The organism is Methanospirillum hungatei JF-1 (assembly GCF_000013445.1).
In the GTDB taxonomy this organism is placed as follows: Archaea; Halobacteriota; Methanomicrobia; order Methanomicrobiales; family Methanospirillaceae; genus Methanospirillum; species Methanospirillum hungatei.
In genome coordinates this window covers 1,827,972-1,850,651 of record NC_007796.1, presented here as the reverse complement: position 1 = coordinate 1,850,651, position 22,680 = coordinate 1,827,972, and the positions used below count along the sequence as shown (strand labels likewise).

24 protein-coding genes and 2 tRNA genes are annotated in these 22,680 nt (G+C 48.4%); 15 read left to right on the top strand and 11 right to left on the bottom strand.

All coding sequences use genetic code 11. The features are described 5' to 3' along the window. Positions 1-19: 19 nt before the first annotated feature. Together MHUN_RS08510 and MHUN_RS08505 are read right to left on the bottom strand one after the other, a co-directional pair. Positions 20-1,201 carry a bifunctional 5,6,7,8-tetrahydromethanopterin hydro-lyase/3-hexulose-6-phosphate synthase gene (locus MHUN_RS08510; protein ID WP_011448624.1) on the bottom strand — a complete coding sequence of 394 codons (1,182 nt, stop codon included), beginning with the start codon at positions 1,199-1,201 and terminating at the stop codon, positions 20-22. Between the two features lie 88 nt (positions 1,202-1,289). Beyond that, positions 1,290-1,448: transfer RNA gene (locus MHUN_RS08505), tRNA-Trp, on the bottom strand. Positions 1,449-1,537: 89 nt separating this feature from the next. On the opposite strand from MHUN_RS08505, the gene MHUN_RS08500 reads away from it, so the two are divergent. Further along, positions 1,538-3,253, top strand: coding sequence for an AMP-binding protein (locus MHUN_RS08500; RefSeq protein ID WP_011448623.1), 1,716 nt, complete (start codon positions 1,538-1,540; stop codon positions 3,251-3,253). A 10-nt stretch (positions 3,254-3,263) separates the two neighbouring features. Here the strand turns inward: MHUN_RS08500 and MHUN_RS08495 are convergent, their stop codons facing one another. Next, positions 3,264-3,926, bottom strand: coding sequence for a flavodoxin family protein (locus tag MHUN_RS08495; protein ID WP_011448622.1), 663 nt, complete (start codon positions 3,924-3,926; stop codon positions 3,264-3,266). A gap of 269 nt (positions 3,927-4,195) precedes the next feature. Here MHUN_RS08495 and MHUN_RS08490 point away from each other — a divergent pair, with 269 nt between their 5' ends. From MHUN_RS08490 to MHUN_RS08475, 4 genes are all read left to right on the top strand, one after another. Continuing rightward, positions 4,196-5,485 (top strand): phenylacetate--CoA ligase family protein, encoded by a 1,290-nt coding sequence (locus MHUN_RS08490; RefSeq protein WP_011448621.1) that lies wholly within the window; start codon positions 4,196-4,198, stop codon positions 5,483-5,485. Then, entirely contained in the window at positions 5,485-6,786 is a 1,302-nt protein-coding gene (locus MHUN_RS08485) for a phenylacetate--CoA ligase family protein (protein WP_011448620.1), read from the top strand. Before MHUN_RS08490 ends, MHUN_RS08485 begins: the two co-directional genes overlap by 1 nt. Continuing rightward, positions 6,786-7,220, top strand: coding sequence for an ACT domain-containing protein (locus MHUN_RS08480; RefSeq protein WP_011448619.1), 435 nt, complete (start codon positions 6,786-6,788; stop codon positions 7,218-7,220). Before MHUN_RS08485 ends, MHUN_RS08480 begins: the two co-directional genes overlap by 1 nt. Positions 7,221-7,302: 82 nt before the next feature. Next, positions 7,303-7,842, top strand: a complete 540-nt coding sequence (locus MHUN_RS08475) for a DJ-1/PfpI family protein (RefSeq protein ID WP_011448618.1) — start codon at positions 7,303-7,305, stop codon at positions 7,840-7,842. A gap of 63 nt (positions 7,843-7,905) precedes the next feature. On the opposite strand, the gene speD is transcribed toward MHUN_RS08475, so the two are convergent. The 5 genes from speD to MHUN_RS08450 form a co-directional block, all read right to left on the bottom strand. Continuing rightward, positions 7,906-8,346: an S-adenosylmethionine decarboxylase gene (speD, locus tag MHUN_RS08470; protein WP_011448617.1), complete on the bottom strand. Its 441-nt coding sequence runs from the start codon at positions 8,344-8,346 to the stop codon at positions 7,906-7,908. A gap of 518 nt (positions 8,347-8,864) precedes the next feature. Further along, positions 8,865-9,455, bottom strand: a complete 591-nt coding sequence (locus MHUN_RS08465) for a DUF5803 family protein (protein ID WP_048067396.1) — start codon at positions 9,453-9,455, stop codon at positions 8,865-8,867. Further along, the gene (gene thrC, locus MHUN_RS08460) at positions 9,410-10,618 is read right to left on the bottom strand and encodes a threonine synthase (RefSeq protein ID WP_011448615.1); all 1,209 of its coding nucleotides are present in this window, start codon (positions 10,616-10,618) and stop codon (positions 9,410-9,412) included. Before thrC ends, MHUN_RS08465 begins: the two co-directional genes overlap by 46 nt. Positions 10,619-10,694: 76 nt before the next feature. Further along, a complete protein-coding gene (locus MHUN_RS08455) occupies positions 10,695-11,321 on the bottom strand; it encodes a response regulator (RefSeq protein WP_011448614.1) in 627 nt (208 codons plus the stop codon). Further along, positions 11,321-11,680, bottom strand: coding sequence for a roadblock/LC7 domain-containing protein (locus MHUN_RS08450; protein WP_011448613.1), 360 nt, complete (start codon positions 11,678-11,680; stop codon positions 11,321-11,323). Before MHUN_RS08450 ends, MHUN_RS08455 begins: the two co-directional genes overlap by 1 nt. A 224-nt stretch (positions 11,681-11,904) precedes the next feature. Between MHUN_RS08450 and MHUN_RS08445 the strand changes: the two genes are divergently transcribed. From MHUN_RS08445 to MHUN_RS08425, 5 genes are all read left to right on the top strand, one after another. Then, positions 11,905-11,977: transfer RNA gene (locus MHUN_RS08445), tRNA-Pro, on the top strand. 21 nt (positions 11,978-11,998) lie between these two features. Further along, positions 11,999-12,853, top strand: coding sequence for a damage-control phosphatase ARMT1 family protein (locus MHUN_RS08440; RefSeq protein ID WP_011448612.1), 855 nt, complete (start codon positions 11,999-12,001; stop codon positions 12,851-12,853). Between the two features lie 59 nt (positions 12,854-12,912). Next, the gene (locus MHUN_RS08435; RefSeq protein ID WP_011448611.1) at positions 12,913-13,368 is read left to right on the top strand and encodes an NfeD family protein; all 456 of its coding nucleotides are present in this window, start codon (positions 12,913-12,915) and stop codon (positions 13,366-13,368) included. Further along, positions 13,369-14,454: an SPFH domain-containing protein gene (locus MHUN_RS08430; protein ID WP_011448610.1), complete on the top strand. Its 1,086-nt coding sequence runs from the start codon at positions 13,369-13,371 to the stop codon at positions 14,452-14,454. 73 nt (positions 14,455-14,527) lie between these two features. Then, positions 14,528-15,163, top strand: coding sequence for a response regulator (locus tag MHUN_RS08425; protein WP_011448609.1), 636 nt, complete (start codon positions 14,528-14,530; stop codon positions 15,161-15,163). Between the two features lie 12 nt (positions 15,164-15,175). Here the strand turns inward: MHUN_RS08425 and pap are convergent, their stop codons facing one another. Then, the gene (gene pap, locus MHUN_RS08420; RefSeq protein WP_011448608.1) at positions 15,176-16,672 is read right to left on the bottom strand and encodes a polyphosphate:AMP phosphotransferase; all 1,497 of its coding nucleotides are present in this window, start codon (positions 16,670-16,672) and stop codon (positions 15,176-15,178) included. A 102-nt stretch (positions 16,673-16,774) separates the two neighbouring features. On the opposite strand from pap, the gene MHUN_RS08415 reads away from it, so the two are divergent. The 5 genes from MHUN_RS08415 to MHUN_RS08395 all read left to right on the top strand — a co-directional run bounded on the left by MHUN_RS08415 (position 16,775) and on the right by MHUN_RS08395 (position 21,105). Next, positions 16,775-17,497 carry a YkgJ family cysteine cluster protein gene (locus MHUN_RS08415; RefSeq protein ID WP_011448607.1) on the top strand — a complete coding sequence of 241 codons (723 nt, stop codon included), beginning with the start codon at positions 16,775-16,777 and terminating at the stop codon, positions 17,495-17,497. A gap of 201 nt (positions 17,498-17,698) precedes the next feature. After that, a complete protein-coding gene (locus tag MHUN_RS19505) occupies positions 17,699-18,244 on the top strand; it encodes a tryptophan transporter (RefSeq protein ID WP_011448606.1) in 546 nt (181 codons plus the stop codon). Further along, positions 18,241-19,677 carry an ABC transporter ATP-binding protein gene (locus MHUN_RS18700; RefSeq protein ID WP_011448605.1) on the top strand — a complete coding sequence of 479 codons (1,437 nt, stop codon included), beginning with the start codon at positions 18,241-18,243 and terminating at the stop codon, positions 19,675-19,677. Before MHUN_RS19505 ends, MHUN_RS18700 begins: the two co-directional genes overlap by 4 nt. Next, positions 19,674-20,462: an energy-coupling factor transporter transmembrane component T family protein gene (locus tag MHUN_RS08400; protein WP_011448604.1), complete on the top strand. Its 789-nt coding sequence runs from the start codon at positions 19,674-19,676 to the stop codon at positions 20,460-20,462. The genes MHUN_RS18700 and MHUN_RS08400 overlap by 4 nt, the downstream gene beginning before the upstream one ends. 82 nt (positions 20,463-20,544) lie before the next feature. After that, positions 20,545-21,105, top strand: a complete 561-nt coding sequence (locus tag MHUN_RS08395) for a response regulator (RefSeq protein ID WP_011448603.1) — start codon at positions 20,545-20,547, stop codon at positions 21,103-21,105. A 10-nt stretch (positions 21,106-21,115) separates the two neighbouring features. Here the strand turns inward: MHUN_RS08395 and MHUN_RS08390 are convergent, their stop codons facing one another. Next, the gene (locus MHUN_RS08390) at positions 21,116-21,826 is read right to left on the bottom strand and encodes a tetratricopeptide repeat protein (protein WP_158498196.1); all 711 of its coding nucleotides are present in this window, start codon (positions 21,824-21,826) and stop codon (positions 21,116-21,118) included. Between the two features lie 80 nt (positions 21,827-21,906). Beyond that, on the bottom strand, positions 21,907-22,665 hold the full coding sequence (locus MHUN_RS08385) for a tetratricopeptide repeat protein (protein ID WP_011448601.1): 759 nt from the start codon (positions 22,663-22,665) through the stop codon (positions 21,907-21,909). Positions 22,666-22,680: the final 15 nt, after the last annotated feature.

Here is a 22,680-nt window from a genome sequence, read left to right as displayed (position 1 = left end):
TTGGATAAAAAAGATTTGATTAGAAATCAGTCATGATTCTGAACTGATCGATCTCTTCCTTATTCAGCTGCTCGAGGAACTCCTCTGCAGCATGCCTGACATCCTTGCTTGCGGTGATTGCTCTGCCGACCACAAGAATATCTGCACCGGTCTTGAGTGCTTCCTTGACAACCGGGACACGGATACCGCCAGCGGTTGCGACCAGGAGTTTTCCGCCTGCTGCCTTCTTGATGTCACCGATATTGCCCCAGGCATGGGACGTGTGCTCAGCATCGATGGCACGGTGAAGTTCGACGATATCAGGCTTGACCTTCAGACTGGCGATGAGACCAACCGGGTCCTCAACGTTGAGCATATCAATCACCGAGTAGATACCGGTCTTGCGTGCTTCGGTAATGGCCTTCTCGATGGTAGATGCGGGAGCAAGACCAGACATAACCACGGCATCAGCAGATGAATCAGCAGCCATCCGGGCCTCAAGGTTTCCGGTATCAAGAATCTTCATATCTGCGACGATGAAAGCGTTTGGTTTTACAGCACGAATCTCAGAGATGACATTCAGACCAAACTTCTTGATGAGCGGGGTTCCTGCTTCGATGATCAGGTGGTCATTCTCCGGCAGGGATGAGAGAACAGATCTCAGTTTGCCCAGGTCAACAATATCGAGGGCAACCTGCAGATATGGCGGGTCCCAGAGGCGCGGAACCTTAAAGCCCATGACAGCATGTGCAGCGCGGTCTTTCTCATGAATCAGAGTCTTTTCATCCGGGAACTCTTCAAATGCACGTGATATTGCAAGCTTTGTCGCACCATAGTTGTACCGGTAGATCCGGTTATAGTCCTTTGCTGACGGATGGAGGAAAGCGCTGGCCAGAATACAGATATCGTTAATATTTATATCACCAAAAAGCCCTTCCTCAACCGCATCAGCGACCGCCTTTGCAACAGCAGCCTGGACAGGCCCGAACATCTGGTTGACCTGTCCCTCATTCTTGAGAGTAACCTTTGGAATAACGACAGTTGCCGGTTTCGTGAGCAGATTCGGACGTACAACAGCCAGAAGAGGGGTATGCCCGGCTGAGAGTTGTGAGAGTGCATTTGCAAACGCCATCCCGACCGGACCGTTCTTATCTCCGACGATCAGGTCCACATGAGCCAGTTCGGATCCTTCGCCGATCAGGGCTTCGCCTATCAGATACATATGATAACCTTCCCCTATATTTCAGCGACCAGACTATAAATCACCAGTGCAGCCTATGGTCTGCAAAGTCAGAGGTTATGAAAACAGGTGGGGTCGGTGAGATTTGAACTCACGATCGACGGGTCTCTCCGATATGCATCAGTGCTCCAACGGATCATCACCAAATCAGAAGACCCATTTGTCATCATCTGCACCGGATGCAAAGACCGCTGGAGCCCGTCGCCATGCCGGACTAGGCCACGACCCCTGTGCTCATATAGGTAATACGAAAGCGAATTTAAAGATTATGATCGTCAGTCGCGACAGATAAATTCACGGAGAGTCCACCTGAGATGAATGGATTCAATGGCCACTCCCGAACTGAGTTATGCCTGTGGGACTGCCGATTTCCCGTTACTTGGACAGACCATCGGGGATATTCTGAACGAGGTTGCAGAGAAGTATCCTGAAAACGAAGCGATAGTATCGCCAAAGCAGGAGATCAGACTAACATACCGTCAGTTTCGGGAGGCGGTGGATCAGGTTGCCCGGGGCCTTATGGCCCTTGATATCAACAAAGGGGATCGCGTTGGAATCTGGGCGATGAACTATGCCGAATGGATCATCGTGCAGTTTGCGACGGCCAAGATTGGGGCCATTATGGTCAATATTAATCCGTCGTACCGGACATTTGAGCTTGAATACTGTCTGAAACAGTCAGAGATCAAACTGCTCATCCTTCAGGGCCGTTTTAAAACCTCTGATTATGTGGGTATGTTTTATGAGACCTGCCCGGAGGCATATGAGTCACGGCCCGGGCGCATCCTCTCTGAGAAGTTCCCGTTCCTTAAAACCGTGGTATTCATGGGCGATATTCCGTACAACGGGATGTACCAGTGGGATGACCTCCTGAAAAAAGCAGAAAGTATCAGCCAGGATGAATTAAGAGAGCGCGAAGCAGCACTTGACTTTGATGATGCCATCAACATCCAGTATACATCAGGAACCACCGGGTACCCGAAAGGAGTTGTGCTGACCCATCATGGTGTCCTCAATAACGGATACATCATCGGGGAGGGTATGGGCTTTACCGAGAAGGACCGTCTCTGCATTCCGGTTCCCTTTTACCATTGCTTTGGTATGGTCCTCTCAAATATGGCCTGTGTCTCGCATGGTTCAACGATGGTCATCCCCGGCCCGGCCTTTGATCCAGGGGATGTTCTGAGAACCATTGAAGCCGAACGATGCACGGCAGTTCATGGCGTTCCAACCATGTTCATCGCTGAGCTCCGGCATCCTGACTTTGCAAAATTCGATCTCCGATCACTGCGGACCGGCATCATGGCAGGATCTCCCTGTCCCATTGAGACAATGAAAGAGGTTGCAACCAAGATGCACATGTCAGAAGTGGTCATTGTGTATGGTCAGACCGAATTATCTCCGGGTGTAACGATGACCACTACCCGCGACCCGCTCGATAAACGGGTGACTACCGTGGGTCGGGTTTTCCCCCATACCGAAATCAAGATCATCGATCCGGAGACGAAGAAGATCATCCCCCGTGGAGAGATTGGTGAGATCTGTGCGAGGGGTTACATGACCATGCGATGCTACTACAATAACCCTACTGCAACCAGGCAGGCAAAGGATGAGCATGGCTGGGTTCATACCGGAGACCTGGGGTCATTTGATCCTGAAGGATTCGTCCATATCGAAGGCAGGCTTAAAGACATGGTCATTCGTGGTGGTGAAAATATCTACCCGCGGGAGATTGAAGAGTTCCTGCATCAGCATCCAAAGATTGCCGATGTATATGTCATCGGAGTCCCTGATGAGAAGTATGGTGAGGAGCTGATGGCATGGATAAAACTTGAGGAAGGGGCTTCTCTGACCGAGGACGAGATTCGGACCTATGCAGACGGGAAGATTGCCCGGTATAAGATCCCCCGGTATTATGCCTTTGTCGATTCCTTCCCGATTACGGTATCAGGAAAGATTCAGAAGTTTAAAATGCGGGAGATGGGTATTGAGATGCTCGGTCTTCAGGAAGTTGCCAGGATTAAAACAGCCTGAATATTCTCCTCTATATCCACTTTTTATGTGTAAAGTATTCGTATTCATAGGGCCACTCTTCTCTCCTGAATGACACCAGTTGTTTCATCCGCTCTAACATGGCTGCATGTCCTTGCTGCTGGTCAGGGTATTCTGCCTTCGTGAGAATTGCATCGGCAAGCTGGATTCCGAGCTGATAGGACTGATCCACCCCTTTTTGAAACATCTCCTCACCGTCAGCGAGGTTTACCCCCACCGATCCAACAACAGAGGCCCCCATGATGAAAAGCGACTGGTTCAGATAATCTGCAACCTCCTGTGCTCCGGACCCTCCTGCAGTACTGACCGCTGCGGAATATTTTCCTAAAAGCCGCTGACAATGGACCGTATCGGCCATCCGGTCAAGGAGGGTTTTCATCTTGGCGGTGACATTGTTGATATAGTTCGGGCTGCTCAGAATGATCCCGTCTGATTCCAGTATGACTTCATAGATGTCAGGAAATTCATCCATGAGAACACAGGATCCTGTTTTGTAACAGGTATCACAGGCTTTGCAATACTCGATCTCGTAATTGTAAAGATCGATATGGACTGTTTTACATCCACCGTCAGAGGCACCGGTCAGAACAGTGGTTAGTAAAAGATCTGTGTTACTCTTCTTCCTCGGGCTGCTGTTGATGCCGACAACCTGCATATAATTCTAAAAGGCAGTATCAAAAGATAAAGGAATGGGTTTTTCCAGGGTTGCTCTTCCCCGGAGACCTGTCAGGCAATTCAGGGCTTATCCCGACAACCCCATACAAATAACTGAATTATTGTCCGTATTTTTACATCTTATCATCTGTTTATCGCTTATTTATCAAAATCCATGATCCATGTTATCGTGTAACAATGGTTATTCACTCTCCCTTCCAACGTAATTATCACAGACTTCTCATAAGAGGAGTTCAGGATAGCAAGGTTATGTTCTGGGATGAGGCAATTGAGACGATAAAACCTGCTGATCTGAAGATACTTCAGGAAAAGCGTCTTCGGGAAACAGTGTCCCGCTGCGCCAATGTCGGGTTTTACCAGAAAAAGTTTAAGGAAGCCGGGCTTCGTCCGTCTGATATCCAAACGATTGAGGATCTGCAGAAATTACCATTTACCCGGAAGACTGACCTGCGGGACGGGTATCCTTTTGGTTTTCTTGCAGTCCCGCTCAAGGATATCGTCCGGATCCATACAACATCCGGGACTACGGGAAAACCCACGGTTGTCGGGTATACTGCCGGAGATATTAACACCTGGGCAGATTTGATTGCGCGAAATCTGACCATGGTGGGTCTTACGAAAGATGACGTCTTTCAGAACATGGTTAATTACGGGATGTTTACCGGCGGACTTGGGTTTCACTATGGTGCCGAGAAGGCAGGTCTGACCGCGGTCCCAAGCGGAACTGGCAATACGAAACGGCAGATAGAGATGATTCATGACTTTGGAGTTACGGCTATTCACTGCACTCCAAGTTACGGTCTCCATCTTGCAGAGGCTGCAGCTGAGATGAAGATGGATCTGTCTTCCCTCAGAGTGGGTATTTTTGGTGCCGAACCCTGGTCCGAGAAGACCAGGAACGAACTGCAGGAGAAACTGGGTGTGGAGGCATTTGATAGTTATGGTATGAGTGAGCTCTACGGTCCTGGGGTTGCCTTTGAATGCTCCGAACATAACGGGCTTCATATCTGGCATGACTCCTATCTGGTTGAGATTATTGATCCCAAGACAGGTGAGAACCTGGGTCCTGGAGAACGGGGAGAACTGGTAGTCACTCCTCTAACGAAAGAAGCTATGCCGCTCCTCCGGTACAGGACTGGTGATATCACCATGATCATGGAGGACGAGTGTCCCTGCGGCCGAGGTCAAAAACTTGCCCGCTTTACCGGCAGAAGTGATGATATGCTGGTCATCCGTGGTATCAACGTCTTCCCCAGTCAGATAGAGCATGTCCTCCTTTCCATCCCTGAGGTCGGCAATCACTACATGGTTTATGTTGACCGGGTAAACCATATGGATGAGATGACGATTGATGTTGAGGTTTCCCGTGAGAATTTCCATGGAGAACTGGCTGATCTAAAGAACGTTCAGAATAAGGTCATAAAGTCCCTCCGCGATGTTCTCGAGCTCAGGACCACGGTTCACCTGGTTGAACCCGGAACTCTGCCCCGGTTTGAAGGAAAAGCAAAACGCGTTGTTGACCGGCGGGGTGATGACTGATGCGGTGCTGGGACCCGCGAATCGAGGAGATGCCCGTCGCTGACCTTCGAAAACTTCAGTTTAAACTTCTAAAAACCCTTGTTTACCGGGTTTACAGTTTTTCCTCATTTTATCACAAGCGCATGAAGGAAGCAGGGGTTCATCCTGATGACATTAATTCACTGGAGGATATTACCCGGCTTCCCTTCATGCATAAAAAAGATCTCCGGGACACGTACCCTGACGGTCTGATCATGAGCGAACAGGAGGAACTGGTTCGGTATCATGTGTCATCAGGAACGACCGGGAAACCCACGGTTGTCGGATATACGAAGAATGATATCTATAACTGGACCGAATCCCTCGCCCGCGCTCTGACATCTGCCGGTATCGGACGGGGAGATGTGATGCAGGTCAGTTATGGGTATGGTCTCTTCACCGGTGGTCTTGGTCTTCATTATGGGGCTGAGCGGATTGGTGCAACAGTCCTTCCGACATCGGTTGGGAATACCGAGCGGCAGATTGAGCTGATGCAGGATCTGAGAGTTACTGCCATCGCCTGCACACCGTCATACCTCCTGCATATGGGAGAGGTTGCAGAGAAGATGGGGGTTTCAATTAAAAATGACACCCGTCTCCGAAAAGCCATCGTCGGAGCCGAGCCCTGGAGTGAGCAGATGCGGCTTCGGATTAAAGAGAGTCTTGGGGTTGATGCCTATGATATCTACGGGACCAGTGAACTTTCAGGACCGCTCTTTTGTGAATGTGAGTATCAGCAGGGCTTTCATGTCTGGAGTGATCTGATTTATCCTGAAATTCTGGATCCTGACTCACAAAAACCTCTTCCGCCTGGTGAGCGTGGTGAACTGGTGGTGACTATGCTGCAAAAGGATGGTCTTCCCATTATCAGATACCGGACCGGTGATATTACCGCGATCAGGGAAGATCCATGCCCCTGTGGCAGAACCCATCCCCGGCTTGAACGGTTGTCAGGCAGGGTCGATGACATGCTCATCATCCGTGGTATCAATGTCTTCCCCAGTCAGATAGAACATGCCCTGCTTGGGATTCCGGAAGTTGCAGAACACTTCATGATAGAGGTTGACCGAAAAGGCGCCCTTGACGAGATGCTCATCAAAGTTGAGCTTGCAAAGGAGGCGTTTTCCGATAAGATTTCAGATCTGATGCGTACGCAGCGGCATGTTGAAAAAGTATTGAAGAGCTCATTGAATGTACAGGTATCGGTTGAACTGACAGAGCCGGGAACCTTGCCCCGGTTTGAAGGGAAAGCAAAACGTGTGATTGATAAGAGGTTGATATAATGAGTTGTGAACAGTATATGATCCGCCAGATCTCCCTTTTTTCTGAGAACAAACCTGGCAGACTGGCTGCAATGGCAAAGGCATGTCAGGAGGAGAATGTTAATATCCTTGCCTTTTCTATCGCAGAAGCGGAGGGTTTTGGTGTCATCAGGGCACTTGTGGACAAACCTGATGTTGCATTTAAGAAACTCACCTCCATGGGTTTTAATGTCGCATTCACCCATGTCATTGCGGTTGAGATGAAAGATGAGCCTGGCGGCCTTTTTGAGATAGCATCAAAGCTCAGTGAAGCAGGAATAAATATCGAGTACTCCTATGCCTTCTCTGGTAAAAATAAGGCAATTCTGATCTTGCGGGTAGATCAGGTTGAAGAGGCGATTCGTTTGCTTCATTCACACAAATTTACTCTCATTGCCTCTGAATCAATACAGTAATCCCCATCTTCTCTTCTTTTTTTCTTGACTTCAGATCCATACCTTTATTGATTTGCGAGCAGACTTCCCTGCAGTGAGGAGCATGTCAGTGGAAAAGAAGGTTCTGATTGTCATTGCCCCGGTAAAGTTTCGCGATGAAGAGCTCTCCGAACCGATAAAATATCTTGAAAAGGCTGGAATCGGGTATGATATCATCTCAACACAGACCGGTCTTGCAATCGGGATGCTGGGTGGGAAGGTTCTTATTGAAAAGACCGTTCGTGATGTCAGCGAGGCGGGGATTACTCCCTATGCCGGAATTCTGATTGTGGGTGGAGGCGGTTCGCCGGATCACCTGTGGAACAATAAACCTCTCCAGACCCTGGTCCAGGAGTTTGATGCCGCAGGAAAGATACTATCTGCCATCTGTCTTTCCACAGTAGTTCTTGCACAGGCAGGAGTGCTGAAGGGGAAGCAGGCAACGGTATGGAATGATGACGCCGCCATTCATCAGCTCCGGCAAGGGGGGGCGACGTACAAGCCTGATCCGATTGTATCTGATGGACGGGTTATTACTGCGAATGGTCCTCCCGCTGCGGCAGGATTTGGAGAAAAAGTTGCCAAAGCCGTGCTGGCAGCATAATCATTTTTTCAGAGTCAAACCGACGGGTTTTAAAAGGGATAAAAAGAAAAGGGTATTGAGGGTTTAATCCCGGAATGCAATATGAACGGTTACCTTATCTGCACCAAAGAATTCCCGGCAGAATTCAGCGGTGAGTTGTGGGGCGTATTCTTTGCATGAAAAGATATCAATGTAGGCAGCATTGGTCTCGTTTGCAAAGTGTGCTCCGATAAGTGAGGTTTCAATCAGCTGGGTCATGGAATATCCTGCTACACGCTCACATGGACCAAAGTTGATGATCTGTGGCTCTCCAAACCGCTTCATCTTAATCAGGTCACAGAGCTGGATGACGAATTCCCTGATCTTTCCTGCATCTCTGATAGTTTCCGGGTTGCAGTTCTTCAGATCAACGCTAGTATACAGACCCCAGGCGTTTCTGGATTTAAACTCCTCCATAATCTCCTGATCTGATTTTGCTGGTGCGGTTGCGATTCCTTCTCTGGTTGGAACAAGTGTGTCTATCATGGTGTTTCTCCTTTTGACTCATTCACGTGTATGCCTGAGGATTTAAGGTTTACTCTGATCAAAACTGCCCAAATTGAAAAATTTTGTATTTTGGCTATTAAAATTGATTTTAGGCAATTTAAAACCTTTTTAATGAAAAAATATCGATTTATCCTTGAAATTTAATTTTACGGCAAAAATGGGATTTTGATCTCGGCGTATAATTGAAATAAGTCATTTCTAATTTGTTTTAGGGCTTGCGCGTGATTTCAGGCCTTTTTAATCATCGGGATCATTATAAAATCCAGTATTTTCGTTTATTTTCTAATAAAAACAACTATGAGGTCATATTTTTTGTGAGAAAAAGGGGAAATTTCCGGGCATTTTTCCTTCATCATTGTCAGTCGGGTTCTGACTGATGGCCTGATCATCCTTCATGAGGTCAATTTCATGAGGTGCCGCATATGGTCAGGTCACTTTTGGGGCACCAAATGGGGGTTTGATGGGATATGTTCTTCCACCGGGAGTGAAGATGTGCGCTAATTATTTCTGGATAAAAAAAACGGTAATAACAATACTACAGCGATGATCAGCCAGAACTGCGCAAAGAGATAGAGCAGATGTTCTTGTCCTTCATCATAATATCTGATCTCAACCGATCGGACCTGCTTCCAGGAGATGTTCGTGGTATTATTCCCTTCTTCAAGTTTTGACCCTGATGGCTGGATGGACGTGAGGAGGGGGTTTGTTACCATGAACGGCCGGGGGATGCTCACAGTCACATTTGCCGGTTCAGTAAAGAGGAACTGCATGGTGTTTGCATTCACCATGGCTTCATAGGAGATGGAATAGTTCCCCCTGGGAAAAGTGAGGATCCCCCGGTCAGGAGTGAGCGACAAGATATCAGTCTCATTTCGAACCGTGAGGTTTTTTGTCTCCAGGGGTATCCGCTCGCCGACCATCCCCGGCTGAATCAGTTCATACCGGTCGGTATTATTGACCAGAACGACAGCAGAGTATCCTTTCCCATCTTCATCAACGGATGCCGAGAAGGTAATCCCGGCAACCGGCAGGATCCATAGGATCAGAGCTGTAAGGCAGAAAGCAGTGATTCGAGTGTAGCGCCGCATTCGATTGGTGGAGCACATTGTTTAATTACCGTTTCAGGATCCTTGAGCAGGTGACCAGTGACCACGCATACGATACGCTCGTCATGATCAATGACCCCAGCCTCGACCAGTTTCTTGACACCGGCTACTGATGCCGCAGATGCAGGTTCAACACCAATACCCTCTTTTTGAGCAAGATCACGCTGCATGGCCAGAATCTCTGCATCGGTGACATAATCCGCGGTTCCCTTGCTCATCCGGATCGCATGAAGGACCTTCTCTGCGTTGACCGGGGCACCGATACGAATGGCGGTTGCTACGGTTTCAGGTGATCCTTCCGGAATGACTTCAGGCAGGTTCTCTTTAATTGCCCTCACGACCGGTTGGGAACCCTCTGCCTGGATACCGGTCATCATTGGCATCTTGTCAATAAACCCGAGTTCTGAAAGTTCAATAAGCCCTTTATAGACGGCAGAAATGTTCCCGGCATTCCCAACCGGCAGAACCATTCGGTCAGGGACCTCACCGTTGAGTTGATCGATGGCTTCAAATCCGATGGTCTTCTGCCCTTCAAGACGGTAGGGGTTGACTGAATTGAGCAGGTAGATGCCTTTTGTTTCACACAGGTCACGGACCATCTCCAGTGCCCTGTCAAAGTTTCCATTGATGGAGATGACTTTTGCCCCATGCATGAGTGCCTGGGCAACCTTTCCAAGAGCCACTTTTCCTGACGGGAGCAGGACGATGACCGGGATACCTGCTTTAGCCCCATATACTGCAAGTGATGCGGATGTATTTCCGGTACTTGCGCAGGCCACTGATTTCATCCCCAGCTGAAGAGCCATAGAAACGCCGACGGTCATTCCCCGGTCCTTAAATGATCCGGAGGGATTCATCCCTTCGTGCTTTGCATACAACTCCTTAATGCCAAGTTCATCTCCGATACGCTTGAGATGGTACAGGGGAGTTCCTCCTTCCTGCAGGGTAACCGGTTCACCAGCTACGGGAAGCAGTTCACGATATCTCCAGACCGAAATCGGGCGTTTTTGCCAGTCCTTCCTGGTAATATTGATATTGGCAAGGTCATACCTGACCTCAAGAAGGTGTCCGCACTTTTTGCAGGTGTATATAACGGCATCAGACTGGTATGTTGCACCACAACCGATGCACACGAGATCAAACATAGAAGAAGAGGTTAGCTTGTATTCTTACTTCATAGTGTGGGAGATGTCAGGAAGAAGTGGGGTGAAGAAGAGAGTGTCAGGCAGCTCCTGAAAATATCTCGCGGATCTGGATCAGGCGCTGCTCCTGAAATTTCATATTGGTTTCCATACTTTTTATGGCGATATTGATATCATCAGAGAACTTCATCGACGGGTCTGAGAGGTCATAGGTTGATGAGAGAAGTTTCAGGAGCCGTTTGGTGATCTCGGTACTCTTCACAAGCCTCCCATATTCATTGATGAGAGCATCCTCAAACCCACCTTCTTTTGCCCTGGTCATATCTTCGGCTATCTGCTTCCTCCGGTTGATGACCCCTTCAATTGCAGCGTAGAGTTCGGAATGCGTGACCGGTTTTAAGATATAGTCCTCGATATACATTCCATACTCCTGTGCCTCCTGTGGAGTCAGCTGTTTTGCCGTCAGCATCATGACCGGAATGTCTTTTGTTGCAAAGTTCTGCTTGATGGCGACAAGGGTCTCCCATCCGTCCATGGGTTCCATCATAATATCAAGCAGAATCAGGTCAGGTGTTACGGTTTTTAACAGATCAATTCCTTCAGGGCCGCTATTTGCCGAGTATACTGTATAGCCCCCTCTTTCCAGCATGGTTACAAAAATATCGACGATAAACGGGCTGTCATCGATCACCAGTATTGTTGACATCAGAACGTTCCTCCCACGTCTTCCGCAATCTCCCGGAGCATTCCGGTCATATGTTTCAGGTCCCAGGCAGGGTCTACCAGCGCTGCTAACAGTATCTTTTCTCCGGCTCCTATAATGATGAGTATCCCGTCAGAAGAATGGATGGTCACCATATCAGGAGACTGGACTTTCACGATGACGGCTGCTGACTCTGCAGAGGCGAGGAGCGTTGCACACATCGCAGCAAACCATGCTTCATTAAAGTCGCCGGCAGAGTACCGGCCAAGCATAATACCGTCACGGGATACGAGTGCACATAATCTGACCCCTTCAATCAACCTGATACTCTCAATTATTCCTGCAATCTTCTCTTTTAGCATACCCGGCTCCCGCTACCTGCTGATAATACGATATAGTCACAGAGCTATATTATTTAATGGTTTGTTGTTTTGCCTTATGAGGATATCAGCGGTGACATGATACAACTCCCATAGGGCGTATGCGTACCAGCGATCTTTCCCCCTTGGAATCCTGCTCCTGCCTGTTGGAGTGTAGAATACTATGGTTAAGTACATATGGGACAGCTGAGAAAATAGTATGGAACGGGGCCATAGGGTAGCCTGGCATCCTAGGAGACTGGGGGTCTTCTGACTCGAGTTCGAATCTCGATGGCCCCATTTTGTTTTTCGGGTAATGATATGATACATGACCCACGTTGTTATGACTGCCTTTTATCCAGAGTTGATCTGGAGATTGAACTGGCAAATGTTGATAAAAAGAAATATTCTGATATTCCTGAGCACGCAGAGGAGATTATCCGGTTTTTGCACAAAACTCCCTGGACCCATCCGATGGTTGCGTCTGCTCTGCATCGTGTTATCTATCAGCGGTTGAATAACGATGACCCTTTTTATGCGCTCAAGCAGGCATCCGAAGAAGTTTCAATTCAGATATTACAGGCTGTATCCGGGCGTCTTATCGGTTTTCGGGAGCATGTTATTGCCAGCGTAATCGGCAACATGTTTGATTACGGGGTGAAGGATCACGAAGTCAGGAGCGATTTTGTATCATACTTTGATGAGGAATTTACAAAGGGCCTTGTGGTTGATGATACTGATCGGATATTCCCGCTCTGCAGTGATATTGTCTATTTTACGGATAATTGCGGGGAGATTGTCTTTGACCAGGCTCTAATCTCCTGGCTTACTGCACATGGCAGCCGCATAACGTTGGTCGTTAGGGACAAGCCGATTCTCAATGATGCAACCATGGAAGATGCCATCCGTCTGGGTCTGGACAAGAAGGTTGCCCGGTTGCTTACAACTGGTGCAGGGGTTGAACACGGGATTCGGTTTGATCTGATGTCAGATGAACTCCTGCTCGCGCTTGACCGGTGTTCGCTTATCATATCAAAGGGCATGGCAAATTACGAAAGCCTTCGGGAAGAGCAGGGTCTTCCTCCCGTTGCGTATCTCCTGGCAGCGAAATGTGATCCGATTGCTGAAGAGCTCGGAGTGAAACGAGGGGATAAACTGGCTCTCCTGAGAAATTGAGATTCCAGTCTTAAATCACATATACACAACTTTTTCTTCCATCCTGACAAGAATACCATATGGTTTTTGAAGATTTCTCATATGGATGGATCATCGTCCTCTTTGGTGCATTGTTCTTTGTCCTTGAGGTCTTCTCGCCGGGTTTTTTTCTCCTGGTCCCGGGAACGGTCCTGCTCATTATCGGCGTGCTGGTGATACTCGGGGTAGATATCTTCTCATCCACGTATGGTATTGTATTGGGCATAGGTATCGCCCTTCTGGCAGCCATAGTGACGGTATATCTGTACAGCCGTCTGACCCCGGGGGATGAAAAACCCCTGACTATCAGTATGGATTCACTGGTAGGAAGAACCGGCAGGGTATTAAATCCTGCGGATGAAGAAACCCTGTCTGGAAAAGTATCTGTTGAAGGTCAGATATTTAGTGCGAAATCAAAGTCCGGCATCATCCCTGAAGGGGCAAAAGTGAAAGTTATTGCTTCGCAGGGTGTGCATATTGTTGTGGAGGAGGAATAAATGGCAGTTTTTGAAACTCTTGTAACCCTGTTTCTGGTAATTGTAATTCTGATCATCTTTGCCCGCGGTGTGATTATTGTCCAGCCATATGAGCAGGGCCTGCAGATCCGTCTGGGGAGATATATCGGGAGGATGAACCCTGGTTTCCGGTGGGTTATCCCGCTCATCACCCAGGTCGTCAAGCTGGATCTCAGAACTCTGGTGATGGATGTTCCAAGCCAGGAGGTGATTACGAAGGATAACTCCCCGACAAATGTTGACGCAATTGTATACATCCGTGTGGTTGATCCTGAGAAAGCTTTCTTTGAGGTTTCAAATTACCGGATGGCAACCGTTGCCCTTGCACAGACAAGTCTTCGTGGCATTATTGGTGACATGGAGCTTGATGAAGTGCTCTACAACCGTGAAAGCATCAATACGAGACTTCGTGACATTCTTGACCGTGAGACTGATCAGTGGGGTGTGAAAGTTGAACGTGTTGAGATCAAGGAAGTTGATCCGGTTGGGACGGTCAAACAGGCCATGACTGAACAGACCGCAGCAGAACGGGAGCGGAGAGCTGCAATTCTTCGTGCGGATGGAGAAAAACGCTCTGCTATCCTGAAGGCTGAAGGTCTGAAGAAGAGTATGATCCTGGAGGCTGAAGGAGAACGGCAGAGTAAGATCCTGAAAGCTGAAGGAGAACGGCTGTCACAGATCCTGCGTGCACAGGGAGAGTCACAGGGTCTGCGGATACTGGCACTCGGGTCCAGGTCTCTTGATAAGCGTGCAATTACGGTCCTTTCCTTTGATGCATTAAAAACGATGGCAAACGGCCAGGCAACCAAGATCATCTTCCCCTTCGAGATATCAAGTCTCATTAAGCAGGGAGCGAAGTATCTGGGTGCGACTGAATCCATGGATGACAAGGAGGTGTATGATGTTCCGCTAGACGAGAGTCTTCTGGGAGATATTCCCACTGCAGAGCGGATCATGGAAGTTGTCAAGTCCATTGAGGATGAGACCCGTGCCATCATGAAGGAGGATGTCAACCCTGATCAGGGTGTGGGACTCACCGATGTTGATGAGAAAAAACTGATATCATGATCGCGGACAATACTGTCTACAATAATACCGGGGTGCGGTGAACCGTATCAGGTCCCAGGGGTGGTGAACGATTGTGGGGAAAAGACTGAAAGTCCTGTATGTTGATGACGAAGCCCTCCTCAAGATGGCCTTTGTCGAAACCTTAAAGCAACAGGGGTTTGATGCCCGTGGTGCACTGAGTGGGCAGGAAGCCATTACTATGGTCTATGAGGATGTGCCTGATATCATCATCCTCGATGTCATGATGAAGCCGATGGACGGGTGGGAGACCCTTCTGCATATCAAGGAACATGAGCAGGCACGGACTGTTCCGATTATTATGCAGACCGGGAAAAGCCTGACAATAAAGGATGTCCTCCGGTATGGTGACCAGATTGATGATTACCTTATAAAACCTGTACGCCTTCCAGACCTTATCAGATCGATCGACGGAGTCGGAGCAAGGAATGCCGAGATAAATCGTGAAAAGGAGCGTGCCCTGCAGAATGGCGGTAGTCCTGCAGATGTTGACGAGTATGGGGAACTCTTAAAACGGGTGCAGGTAGAGCAGCGCCTTATTGAGATTCTGGGAAGAATATACCCGATTCAGCGGGACGGGACTATTGAGACTGATCTTGAGATTCCGGAATTGCATGAATTCGTCCACCGGTTTGAAACCCATAAGGCCCGGTGTGAAGAACTTAAAAATAAATTATTTTCCGGTTCTTAAAGAGGCCGGATATTATTTCATCTCTTTTAATCGTTTCTGCATAGCCGATCGGACGGTTTCCAGAACTGCTATTCGTGCATAATACTTATTGTTTGCAGGAATTATCGTCCAAGGGGCCTGTATGGTTGTTGTCCGACGGATCATGGCATTTACTGCACGTTCATACTGGTCCCATTTTTCCCGGTTTCTCCAGTCTTCTTCAGTTATTTTCCAGTTTTTCTCCGGGGTATTCTGACGTTCCTCAAATCGCCTGAGTTGTTCATCTTTGTCAATATGCAGCCAGAATTTTATGAGGATAGTTCCTTCTCTGGTAAGTTCATCCTCCATGACATTTATTTCATGGTATGCCCGCTGCCATTCGGACTCAGAACAGAATCCCTCAACCCGCTCCACCAGTACCCGGCCGTACCAGCTCCGATCAAAGATGGTGATATGACCTTTCCTTGGGAACCGTGTATAAAACCTCCACAGGTAATGATGCATCTTTTCCCAGTCATTTGGGGGACCGATGGGCTCTACAATATATCCCCTGGGATTAAATGACTCTGCAAGCCGGATAATGCAGCCTCCTTTTCCTGCAGCATCCCATCCCTCGAACACAATAGCAACCGGAATTTTGTGATTATATATCTCAACCTGAAGATTACGCAGTTCTTCCTGAAGATTCTGAAGGATCGGTTTATACTCAGGACGAGTATAGCTCTTTGTCAGATCAGTTTTTTTCAGAATCGACGATTCTTCGGTCTCTGCCATCGTTTTAATAAGGTAGGTCTGACCCAGCTCTTTCTTTCCTCCTTCTTTTTCAGTTAGCCAGCATTCCACTGCCGAATTAAAGGTCTGCAAAACTCTTACATACCCATACTTCATCGACTCTGCTTCAACTATGGTCCAGGGTGATGCCGGCATGTCTGTCTTCATCAGCATCCGGTCAATCATGAAAAAGTCACGATTTAAAACGTAGATGCCTTCTTTTCTGCGAAGATATCTGGCCTGCATGGTGAAGGGACTGTCTTTAATGACATTAAGACGCCTTTTCTGCTCTTCCTTACTGATATGGAGGAAAAATTTCAGAATGAGATTTCCATCACTGATAATCTGGGCTTCAAAATTATTGATATCTTCAATACATGATCCGGGGATCTCATCCATCCGGTCAGATTCATACCGCTCGACGATGGTTGAGGTATACCAGGACCGGTCAAAGATGGCGGTCTGACCATATGACGGAAGCCGTGACCAGAACCGCCAGAACATATCATGATCACGTTCGATGTCATTCGGTTCGGCGATTGGGTGAATACGGGTTCCACGGGGGTCAAGGACCGGCTGTAACAGGTTGATTATCCGCGTAATTCCTGATCCCCGCCACCCCTCCATCACTATGATGACCGATTTCCCCCGTTTTCTTACTTCCCGCTGCAGTTCTGCAGTCCGTGCTTCCAGGGGTTCGACGATCGATGAGTATTGTCCCTTTGGTATCCTTCCGGCAAGGTCAAAGGCTTCAAGCATGTAATTTCTGATTAGTGAATCTGGCTCTTATAGATTCGCCAAGGGTACAAAGGTGATTGGTCATCGTCACTACTATGCATCAGAATGGCTGAGTACTGAGAAATGTCTGATTCCTATATCGATCGGGAACTCTCCGGTCTCATGGTCGAGCAGGATCTTCTTCTGAAATGGCATGAGCAGGATCTGGCAGACATTATCAGCGATGTTGGATTTTCCTGTCTTTTGTGTGGCAGATGCTGTACGACGGAATTTAACTGTCATGTATTTTTACTGGATGCCGATGCAGAGCGGGTCATGGCCATGAATCCCTCCCTCCTGATACCGGCACCTGAATTTGAGCTGGCCGATGAAGAAGGGAATTTTTACGTATCCGGCTATGCCCTCAGGGTACGGGAAGACGGGTCCTGTATCTTTCTCACTGATACCCGGTGCAGGATATATGATGAGCGCTTTACTATCTGCAGGATTTATCCGTATATGCTTCACCGGGAACCAGACCGAAGGAAGAACCTGGAGTTCAGACAAATCAGCGGTCTGAATGAGCATGGTGAGTACCATTGTCCGATATCAGAGGATGATGCTCTGACTTTTGCCAGGGAGACCATCGCCTATGAGAAGGCCTATCTGGCACAGATGATCGGGTTTTACAGGGCAGTCCGGGCTCTCTTCGAGCAGAAGAATACCCGGCATATCAGGGCAGGGTATGACCGCCGGATACAGGAGTTTCGAAAGGGTGCACCTGTGGTAGTGAATGTCTGGTTCCAGGGAACGTTTGTTCCGGTAACCGTGCGCCGCGAGGACTATCTGGGTTTTGGATGGCCATAAGGGCATGAGACGTGTGGGATACTGGATAACCTTCTTATAGGTCGATGTATAATTTCATACATAGATGACTCAATATGTCCATCATCGTCGTCGGGGTGCATGTCCGGGTTCGCCCCGCTCTTGGCGATGACACCAAATTCTCATGTTTACGGTATTGCTTTTCTGAATAAATTCTGATATACATTCACGATAATTGATACTATGAAATCACAGGATATTGCCATTGTCGGCATTTTACTTGCGGTCGGTGCAATTGCACGGTTTGCCGCCTTATACGCACCATTACCGCCATTCCTTGTACCGAACTTTGTCATCGTTTTCTACTGTCTGGCTATCATGCTGGTTGTCCCGAAATTCTCCCAGGCTCTTGGGATTGGGTTTATTGGTGGCATCATCAGTGCTCTTATCAGTCACTCGATATTCCCGCCAGGAAATCTTATCAGTGAGCCAATCGGAGCCGTTGCCTGTCTGCTCGTCTTCCAGGCACTCAAAAACCGGTTTGCTGCAGCACCATCCGTTGCAACTCTGGTCGCAACCTTTGCAAGCGGGATCTCCTTCCTCTGTGTGGTTATGCTGCTGGTGATGGTCGCACCTGGTCTGCTGTTCAAGGCATTCAACTATGAAAGCCTGTATGCCTTCTTTAGTGCCATGATGGTTATGATAGTCATACCGACTGCAATTATCAACACCATTATCGCACAGATTCTGTATGTTCCTGCATCACGGGCATTATCCCGGAGATCATGATACTCGCAACAGCGCTCAGTTACACGTACCCGGTGGGAGTCCGCCCGGCCCTCCGGGACATCACTCTTTCTATCGGAGCCGGAGAACTTGTCCTGGTGACCGGTCCGACTGCAGCCGGAAAGACAACGCTTTGTTATGCCCTGTCCGGCATCCTTCAGCATGAGTTTGGCGGAACCTGTTCCGGGTATCTTGCTCTGAACGGCAGGCCGGTGACTGAGTATGCAGGTGTCGGTGAACTGAACCGGTATGTCAGCATGGTCTTTGATGATGCAGACTCCCAGCTCATCTTCACCAGTGTTGAGGAAGAACTGGCATCAGGCCTTGAGACAAGGATCGATTCGAAACAGGAGATAGAGGATCGGGTCAGAGATGTCATGGAACTCTGTGGTATCACCCATCTTCGTGAACGTCCACCCTATGCCCTCTCCGGCGGTCAGAAACAACGGGTTGCCATTGCCGCAGCCCTTGCGATGGATACTGATATCATCATCCTGGACGAGCCGACCTCAGAGCTGGATGTAGTGGCAACATCCCGAATTATTGAGATCCTGCAGGATCTGAAGGCCAGGGGGAAGACCATCATCATCGTGGATCATTCCCTTGAAGGATACCGGAATGTTGCAGACCGGGTTATCGTCATGGAAGAGGGTCATATCAGCAGGGAAGGGACATTTAATGAGATCTTCCCTGAGCAGCAGGGCTCGATGAAAGCCCTCTATACCGATCCTGATCTTGAGCCATATTCTCCGGTGAATCGTCCGGTTATCGCAACCATTGATTCCCTGATCAAACGATATGGCACAATAGAAGCGCTCAGTGGCGTCTCACTGACCCTCTATGAAGGTGAGTTTATTGCAATCCTTGGTGAGAATGGTTCAGGGAAGACGACTCTGGTGAAGCATTTGAACGGTCTGTTACGACCTGACGAGGGATCAGTGCATGTGCGGAGCCTGGATGCAGCTACGGCACCGGTCATCGATCTTGTCAAGCAGACCGGTCTTGTGTTTCAGAACCCAGATACCATGCTCTTTGCTGACAGTGTCAGAGATGAGATCATGTTTGGCCTTGAAAATATCGGAGCAGACTCCCCTGATCAGGTCATTGGAGGTGTGCTTGCCATGGTCGGGCTATCGGGCTCTGAAGCAACCTATCCCCGGCACCTTTCACGGGGGGAACGGCAGCGGCTTGCGGTTGCCTGTATTCTTGCCATGAAACCCGGACTTATCATTCTGGATGAACCGACCACCGGACTTGACGAGAAAGAGTCTGACCGGATGATGGATCTCATGCTGACTTTGCAGAAGAGCGGGCATACCATCATCATGGTTACGCATAATATGCGGATTGCCGAAGAGTATGCCAGCCGGATCATTGCGATGGAGAACGGCAGGGTCATCGGGGATTATCATAACCTGAAGGGGCGTGCATCATGAGTGAGATTCTGCAGTATATACCGGGTAACAGCCCGCTTCATCATCTGAATCCGGTCACCAAGCTGCTCCTGGTAATTCTTATCGTCGGGTTATGTGTAATGTCGGCCCAGGTGCCGTTTCTCTGTTTTCTCATTGGTGTTCTGGTGCTTGGTGCCCTTTTTTCTGGTCTTATCAAAGAGATAATCAATCAGGTACCGTTCCTTATCCTGTTGTCATTCTTCCTCGTGATACTCACCAGTCTGACGGTCCAGGAAGGTGACTTGTTACTCACCATTCTTCAGTCTGGTGAACCCGGAGGTCAGGGATATGGGATCACTCTTGGGGGACTTCTCTTTGGTATTATCCTCTCCCTCCGGTTTATCGTGATGATAACGGCATTTCAACTCTTTGTCGTGACTACAAAACCCAGTGATCTGGTGACCGGACTTTTGGCATTCCGCCTTCCGGTCGATTATGTTCTCATGCTCCTAATAGCGCTCCGGTTTATTCCAAGTCTTCAGCTGGAGGCCAGGCGGATCCATGAAGCACAGCTCTGCCGGGGTTATAACCCGGGAACTGGTATATCCGGAAAGATCAGAAGCATGAAACCGATTATGATACCACTCGTTGCAAATTCACTTGCAAAAACTCAGGTCCTTGGTCTTACTCTTGATATGCGGGGGTATCGGGCCCGAAAAAATCTCCCCCTTCATAAACTGGTCTTTGGTTTTGGTGATGTTATCAGTGCGGTGCTGATTGTGGTAATTCTTGTAGCATTTGCATATCTTCACTTTTTTAATGCATAGGGCAAGGGCAGACCTGTACCGCCCCTTTTTTGATCCTGCATCGCCATGATTAAAGTCCTTGAATGGCAATAAGTCTCTATTTATGATATCCGTCCTGCTTGTTGATGATGAACCCGTCATTCTGGATATTGCCCGTGCTTTTCTGGAAAGGCATGGGGAGTTTTCCGTAACCACTGTGCTTTCCGCCGAGGAAGGGCTTGCATTGCTGAATGAGCGGGGCTTTGATGCCGTGGTCTCTGATTATGAGATGCCGGTTATGAACGGGCTGGGTTTTCTCAAGGCAATTCGGGAAAAAGGAAATCATATCCCCTTTATCATCTTTACCGGAAGAGGCAGGGAGGATGTGGTTATCGAGGCCCTCAATGCCGGAGCTGATTATTACATTCAGAAAGGCGGGGATCCGCGTGCTCAGTTCACTGAACTTGCATATAAGATCCGTGAATCAGTACGAAAGAAAAAGGAGGTCCAGCCCCCGGCCGAACATGATATTATCAGGTCCAAGATTATCGGCCATCTTCATGCTCTTGAGACTCAGGTATCCATGCTAAAGACAGCAGGGGTTACTCCGTCACAAGAGCCCCTCATCAGGGAATGTGACTCCCATATCAGAGATCTGCTCATGCTCTTTGGAGAGTATAAATAGAAAATAAATTTTAATTTCTTTCAATCAGGCTTTTTGCCATTGCGAAAGCTTCATTTGCTTCATTGATCTGACCGAGGGCCAGGTGAATTTCTCCTTTTTTATTCCAGAGTTCCGGGCTGTCTGGTTCTAATCCAGTCATAACCTCATAGCATTTCAGGACTTCCATGTACCTGCCTAACTTTGTCAGGGTGTAAGCCTTATGCTGCCAGAGATCCACCCGTTTTGGATCTATCTCGATAGCCTTGTCAAACCTCTGCAAGGCCTCTTCATACTGTTCAAGCCGGTTGTATGCAAATCCAATCAGCAGCCATGAGTTCTCCTTTTTATCCTGGGGTCCTGCCAGTTCCAGTGACCGCTCTGCAGATTTTATGGCAAGTTTATACTGACCACTCTCTATATATGAGGATGCTTTCCCCTGCCAGGCGCCACTCTCATCAGGATTAAGCCTGATTGCCTCATCGAAGTCATTCATAGCCTCCTGCTGCCGACCAAGATGCTGAAGTGCAATGCCACGGTAGGTCCATACCTTTGGGTTTATCGGGTCAAGCCGGATTGAATGACTATATGCATCCACTGCCTCTGTATAGAGTCCGTCTTTTGCAAACCGGTTTCCCTGCTCTATCCAGTCCTGTGCACTCCATCCCTCAGTTCCCAGACATCCGCACAGGAGAATAAGCATCAGCACAGACAGGGCCAATACAACAGTTGAAACGAACTTCATGAAGATACACATTCCAGGTGCCTGAATGCACAATTCTCTCTAAAGGTTGTCAGAGAAATATGAAATGTCTTCCTGCCGGGTCAGGGAATAACTGTTATAGGAGTTTTTGGGATTTTACGGGCAATAACCTCTCCCTGCTTTTTATAGAGAAGATTTGCCTGACTTATGGCGATATCAGCCTCATCAGTTCTTCCCAAAACCCGCAGGACTGATGCCTTGTTTATCCAGTTCTCTGCATTGCCTGGATTTATCTTCAATGCTTCCTCAAATGAATCCAGCGCATCATTATAGTTCTTTTCCATAACATAGGCATACCCGCGTGAGCTCCAGGCCTTCTCCAGCGATGGGTTCATCTGAAGTATCTTATCAAAATGAGAGATGGCAAGATCATATTGTCCCCGGCCTGACAGAGCAAGGCCCCGATGATACCAGTACTCGGTGTTGGTCTCATCAAGTTCGATTGCCTTATAGAATGACCTGACAGCCTCATCATAATCACCCATCATATAACTGGCCCTGCCTTTCATGAACCATGCCTCAGGATAATCCGGTTGTATTCGTATTGCTGCCGTAAACGCATCTATTGCGTCTTTATATCTGACTAGTTCAAAAAGGGCCTGCCCTTTCAGGTAGTAGAGCTGACTATTGCTTCCTGACAATTCGATGGCCTGGTTATAGAGTGATACTGCCTCGGCATACCTTCCAGAATTATACGCGGTCTTTGCTTCGTCTGAAAGGCGGTCAGTCTCTGTGCATCCGGATATCAGAACGACGGCAATCAGAAGAGATACAAGGATACAGAGTGAAGTGATTCTGATCGTCCGGTTTTCTGAGTTCATTCCAGGTCACCAGTC

Coding starts and splice junctions, on each gene's coding strand:
- MHUN_RS19505 (WP_011448606.1), top strand. CDS start 17,699: ATGAAATCACAGGATATTGCCATTGTCGGCATTTTACTTGCGGTCGGT.
- speD (WP_011448617.1), bottom strand. CDS start 8,346: ATGATAGACACACTTGTTCCAACCAGAGAAGGAATCGCAACCGCACCA.
- MHUN_RS08465 (WP_048067396.1), bottom strand. CDS start 9,455: ATGCGGCGCTACACTCGAATCACTGCTTTCTGCCTTACAGCTCTGATC.
- MHUN_RS08455 (WP_011448614.1), bottom strand. CDS start 11,321: ATGTCAACAATACTGGTGATCGATGACAGCCCGTTTATCGTCGATATT.
- pap (WP_011448608.1), bottom strand. CDS start 16,672: ATGCTTGAAGCCTTTGACCTTGCCGGAAGGATACCAAAGGGACAATAC.
- MHUN_RS08510 (WP_011448624.1), bottom strand. CDS start 1,201: ATGTATCTGATAGGCGAAGCCCTGATCGGCGAAGGATCCGAACTGGCT.
- MHUN_RS08480 (WP_011448619.1), top strand. CDS start 6,786: ATGAGTTGTGAACAGTATATGATCCGCCAGATCTCCCTTTTTTCTGAG.
- MHUN_RS08390 (WP_158498196.1), bottom strand. CDS start 21,826: ATGAAGTTCGTTTCAACTGTTGTATTGGCCCTGTCTGTGCTGATGCTT.
- MHUN_RS08415 (WP_011448607.1), top strand. CDS start 16,775: ATGTCTGATTCCTATATCGATCGGGAACTCTCCGGTCTCATGGTCGAG.
- MHUN_RS08500 (WP_011448623.1), top strand. CDS start 1,538: ATGGATTCAATGGCCACTCCCGAACTGAGTTATGCCTGTGGGACTGCC.
- MHUN_RS08490 (WP_011448621.1), top strand. CDS start 4,196: ATGTTCTGGGATGAGGCAATTGAGACGATAAAACCTGCTGATCTGAAG.
- thrC (WP_011448615.1), bottom strand. CDS start 10,618: ATGTTTGATCTCGTGTGCATCGGTTGTGGTGCAACATACCAGTCTGAT.
- MHUN_RS08395 (WP_011448603.1), top strand. CDS start 20,545: ATGATATCCGTCCTGCTTGTTGATGATGAACCCGTCATTCTGGATATT.
- MHUN_RS08435 (WP_011448611.1), top strand. CDS start 12,913: ATGGTTTTTGAAGATTTCTCATATGGATGGATCATCGTCCTCTTTGGT.
- MHUN_RS08400 (WP_011448604.1), top strand. CDS start 19,674: ATGAGTGAGATTCTGCAGTATATACCGGGTAACAGCCCGCTTCATCAT.
- MHUN_RS08440 (WP_011448612.1), top strand. CDS start 11,999: ATGATACATGACCCACGTTGTTATGACTGCCTTTTATCCAGAGTTGAT.
- MHUN_RS08385 (WP_011448601.1), bottom strand. CDS start 22,665: ATGAACTCAGAAAACCGGACGATCAGAATCACTTCACTCTGTATCCTT.
- MHUN_RS08485 (WP_011448620.1), top strand. CDS start 5,485: ATGCGGTGCTGGGACCCGCGAATCGAGGAGATGCCCGTCGCTGACCTT.
- MHUN_RS08450 (WP_011448613.1), bottom strand. CDS start 11,680: ATGCTAAAAGAGAAGATTGCAGGAATAATTGAGAGTATCAGGTTGATT.
- MHUN_RS18700 (WP_011448605.1), top strand. CDS start 18,241: ATGATACTCGCAACAGCGCTCAGTTACACGTACCCGGTGGGAGTCCGC.
- MHUN_RS08475 (WP_011448618.1), top strand. CDS start 7,303: ATGTCAGTGGAAAAGAAGGTTCTGATTGTCATTGCCCCGGTAAAGTTT.
- MHUN_RS08430 (WP_011448610.1), top strand. CDS start 13,369: ATGGCAGTTTTTGAAACTCTTGTAACCCTGTTTCTGGTAATTGTAATT.
- MHUN_RS08495 (WP_011448622.1), bottom strand. CDS start 3,926: ATGCAGGTTGTCGGCATCAACAGCAGCCCGAGGAAGAAGAGTAACACA.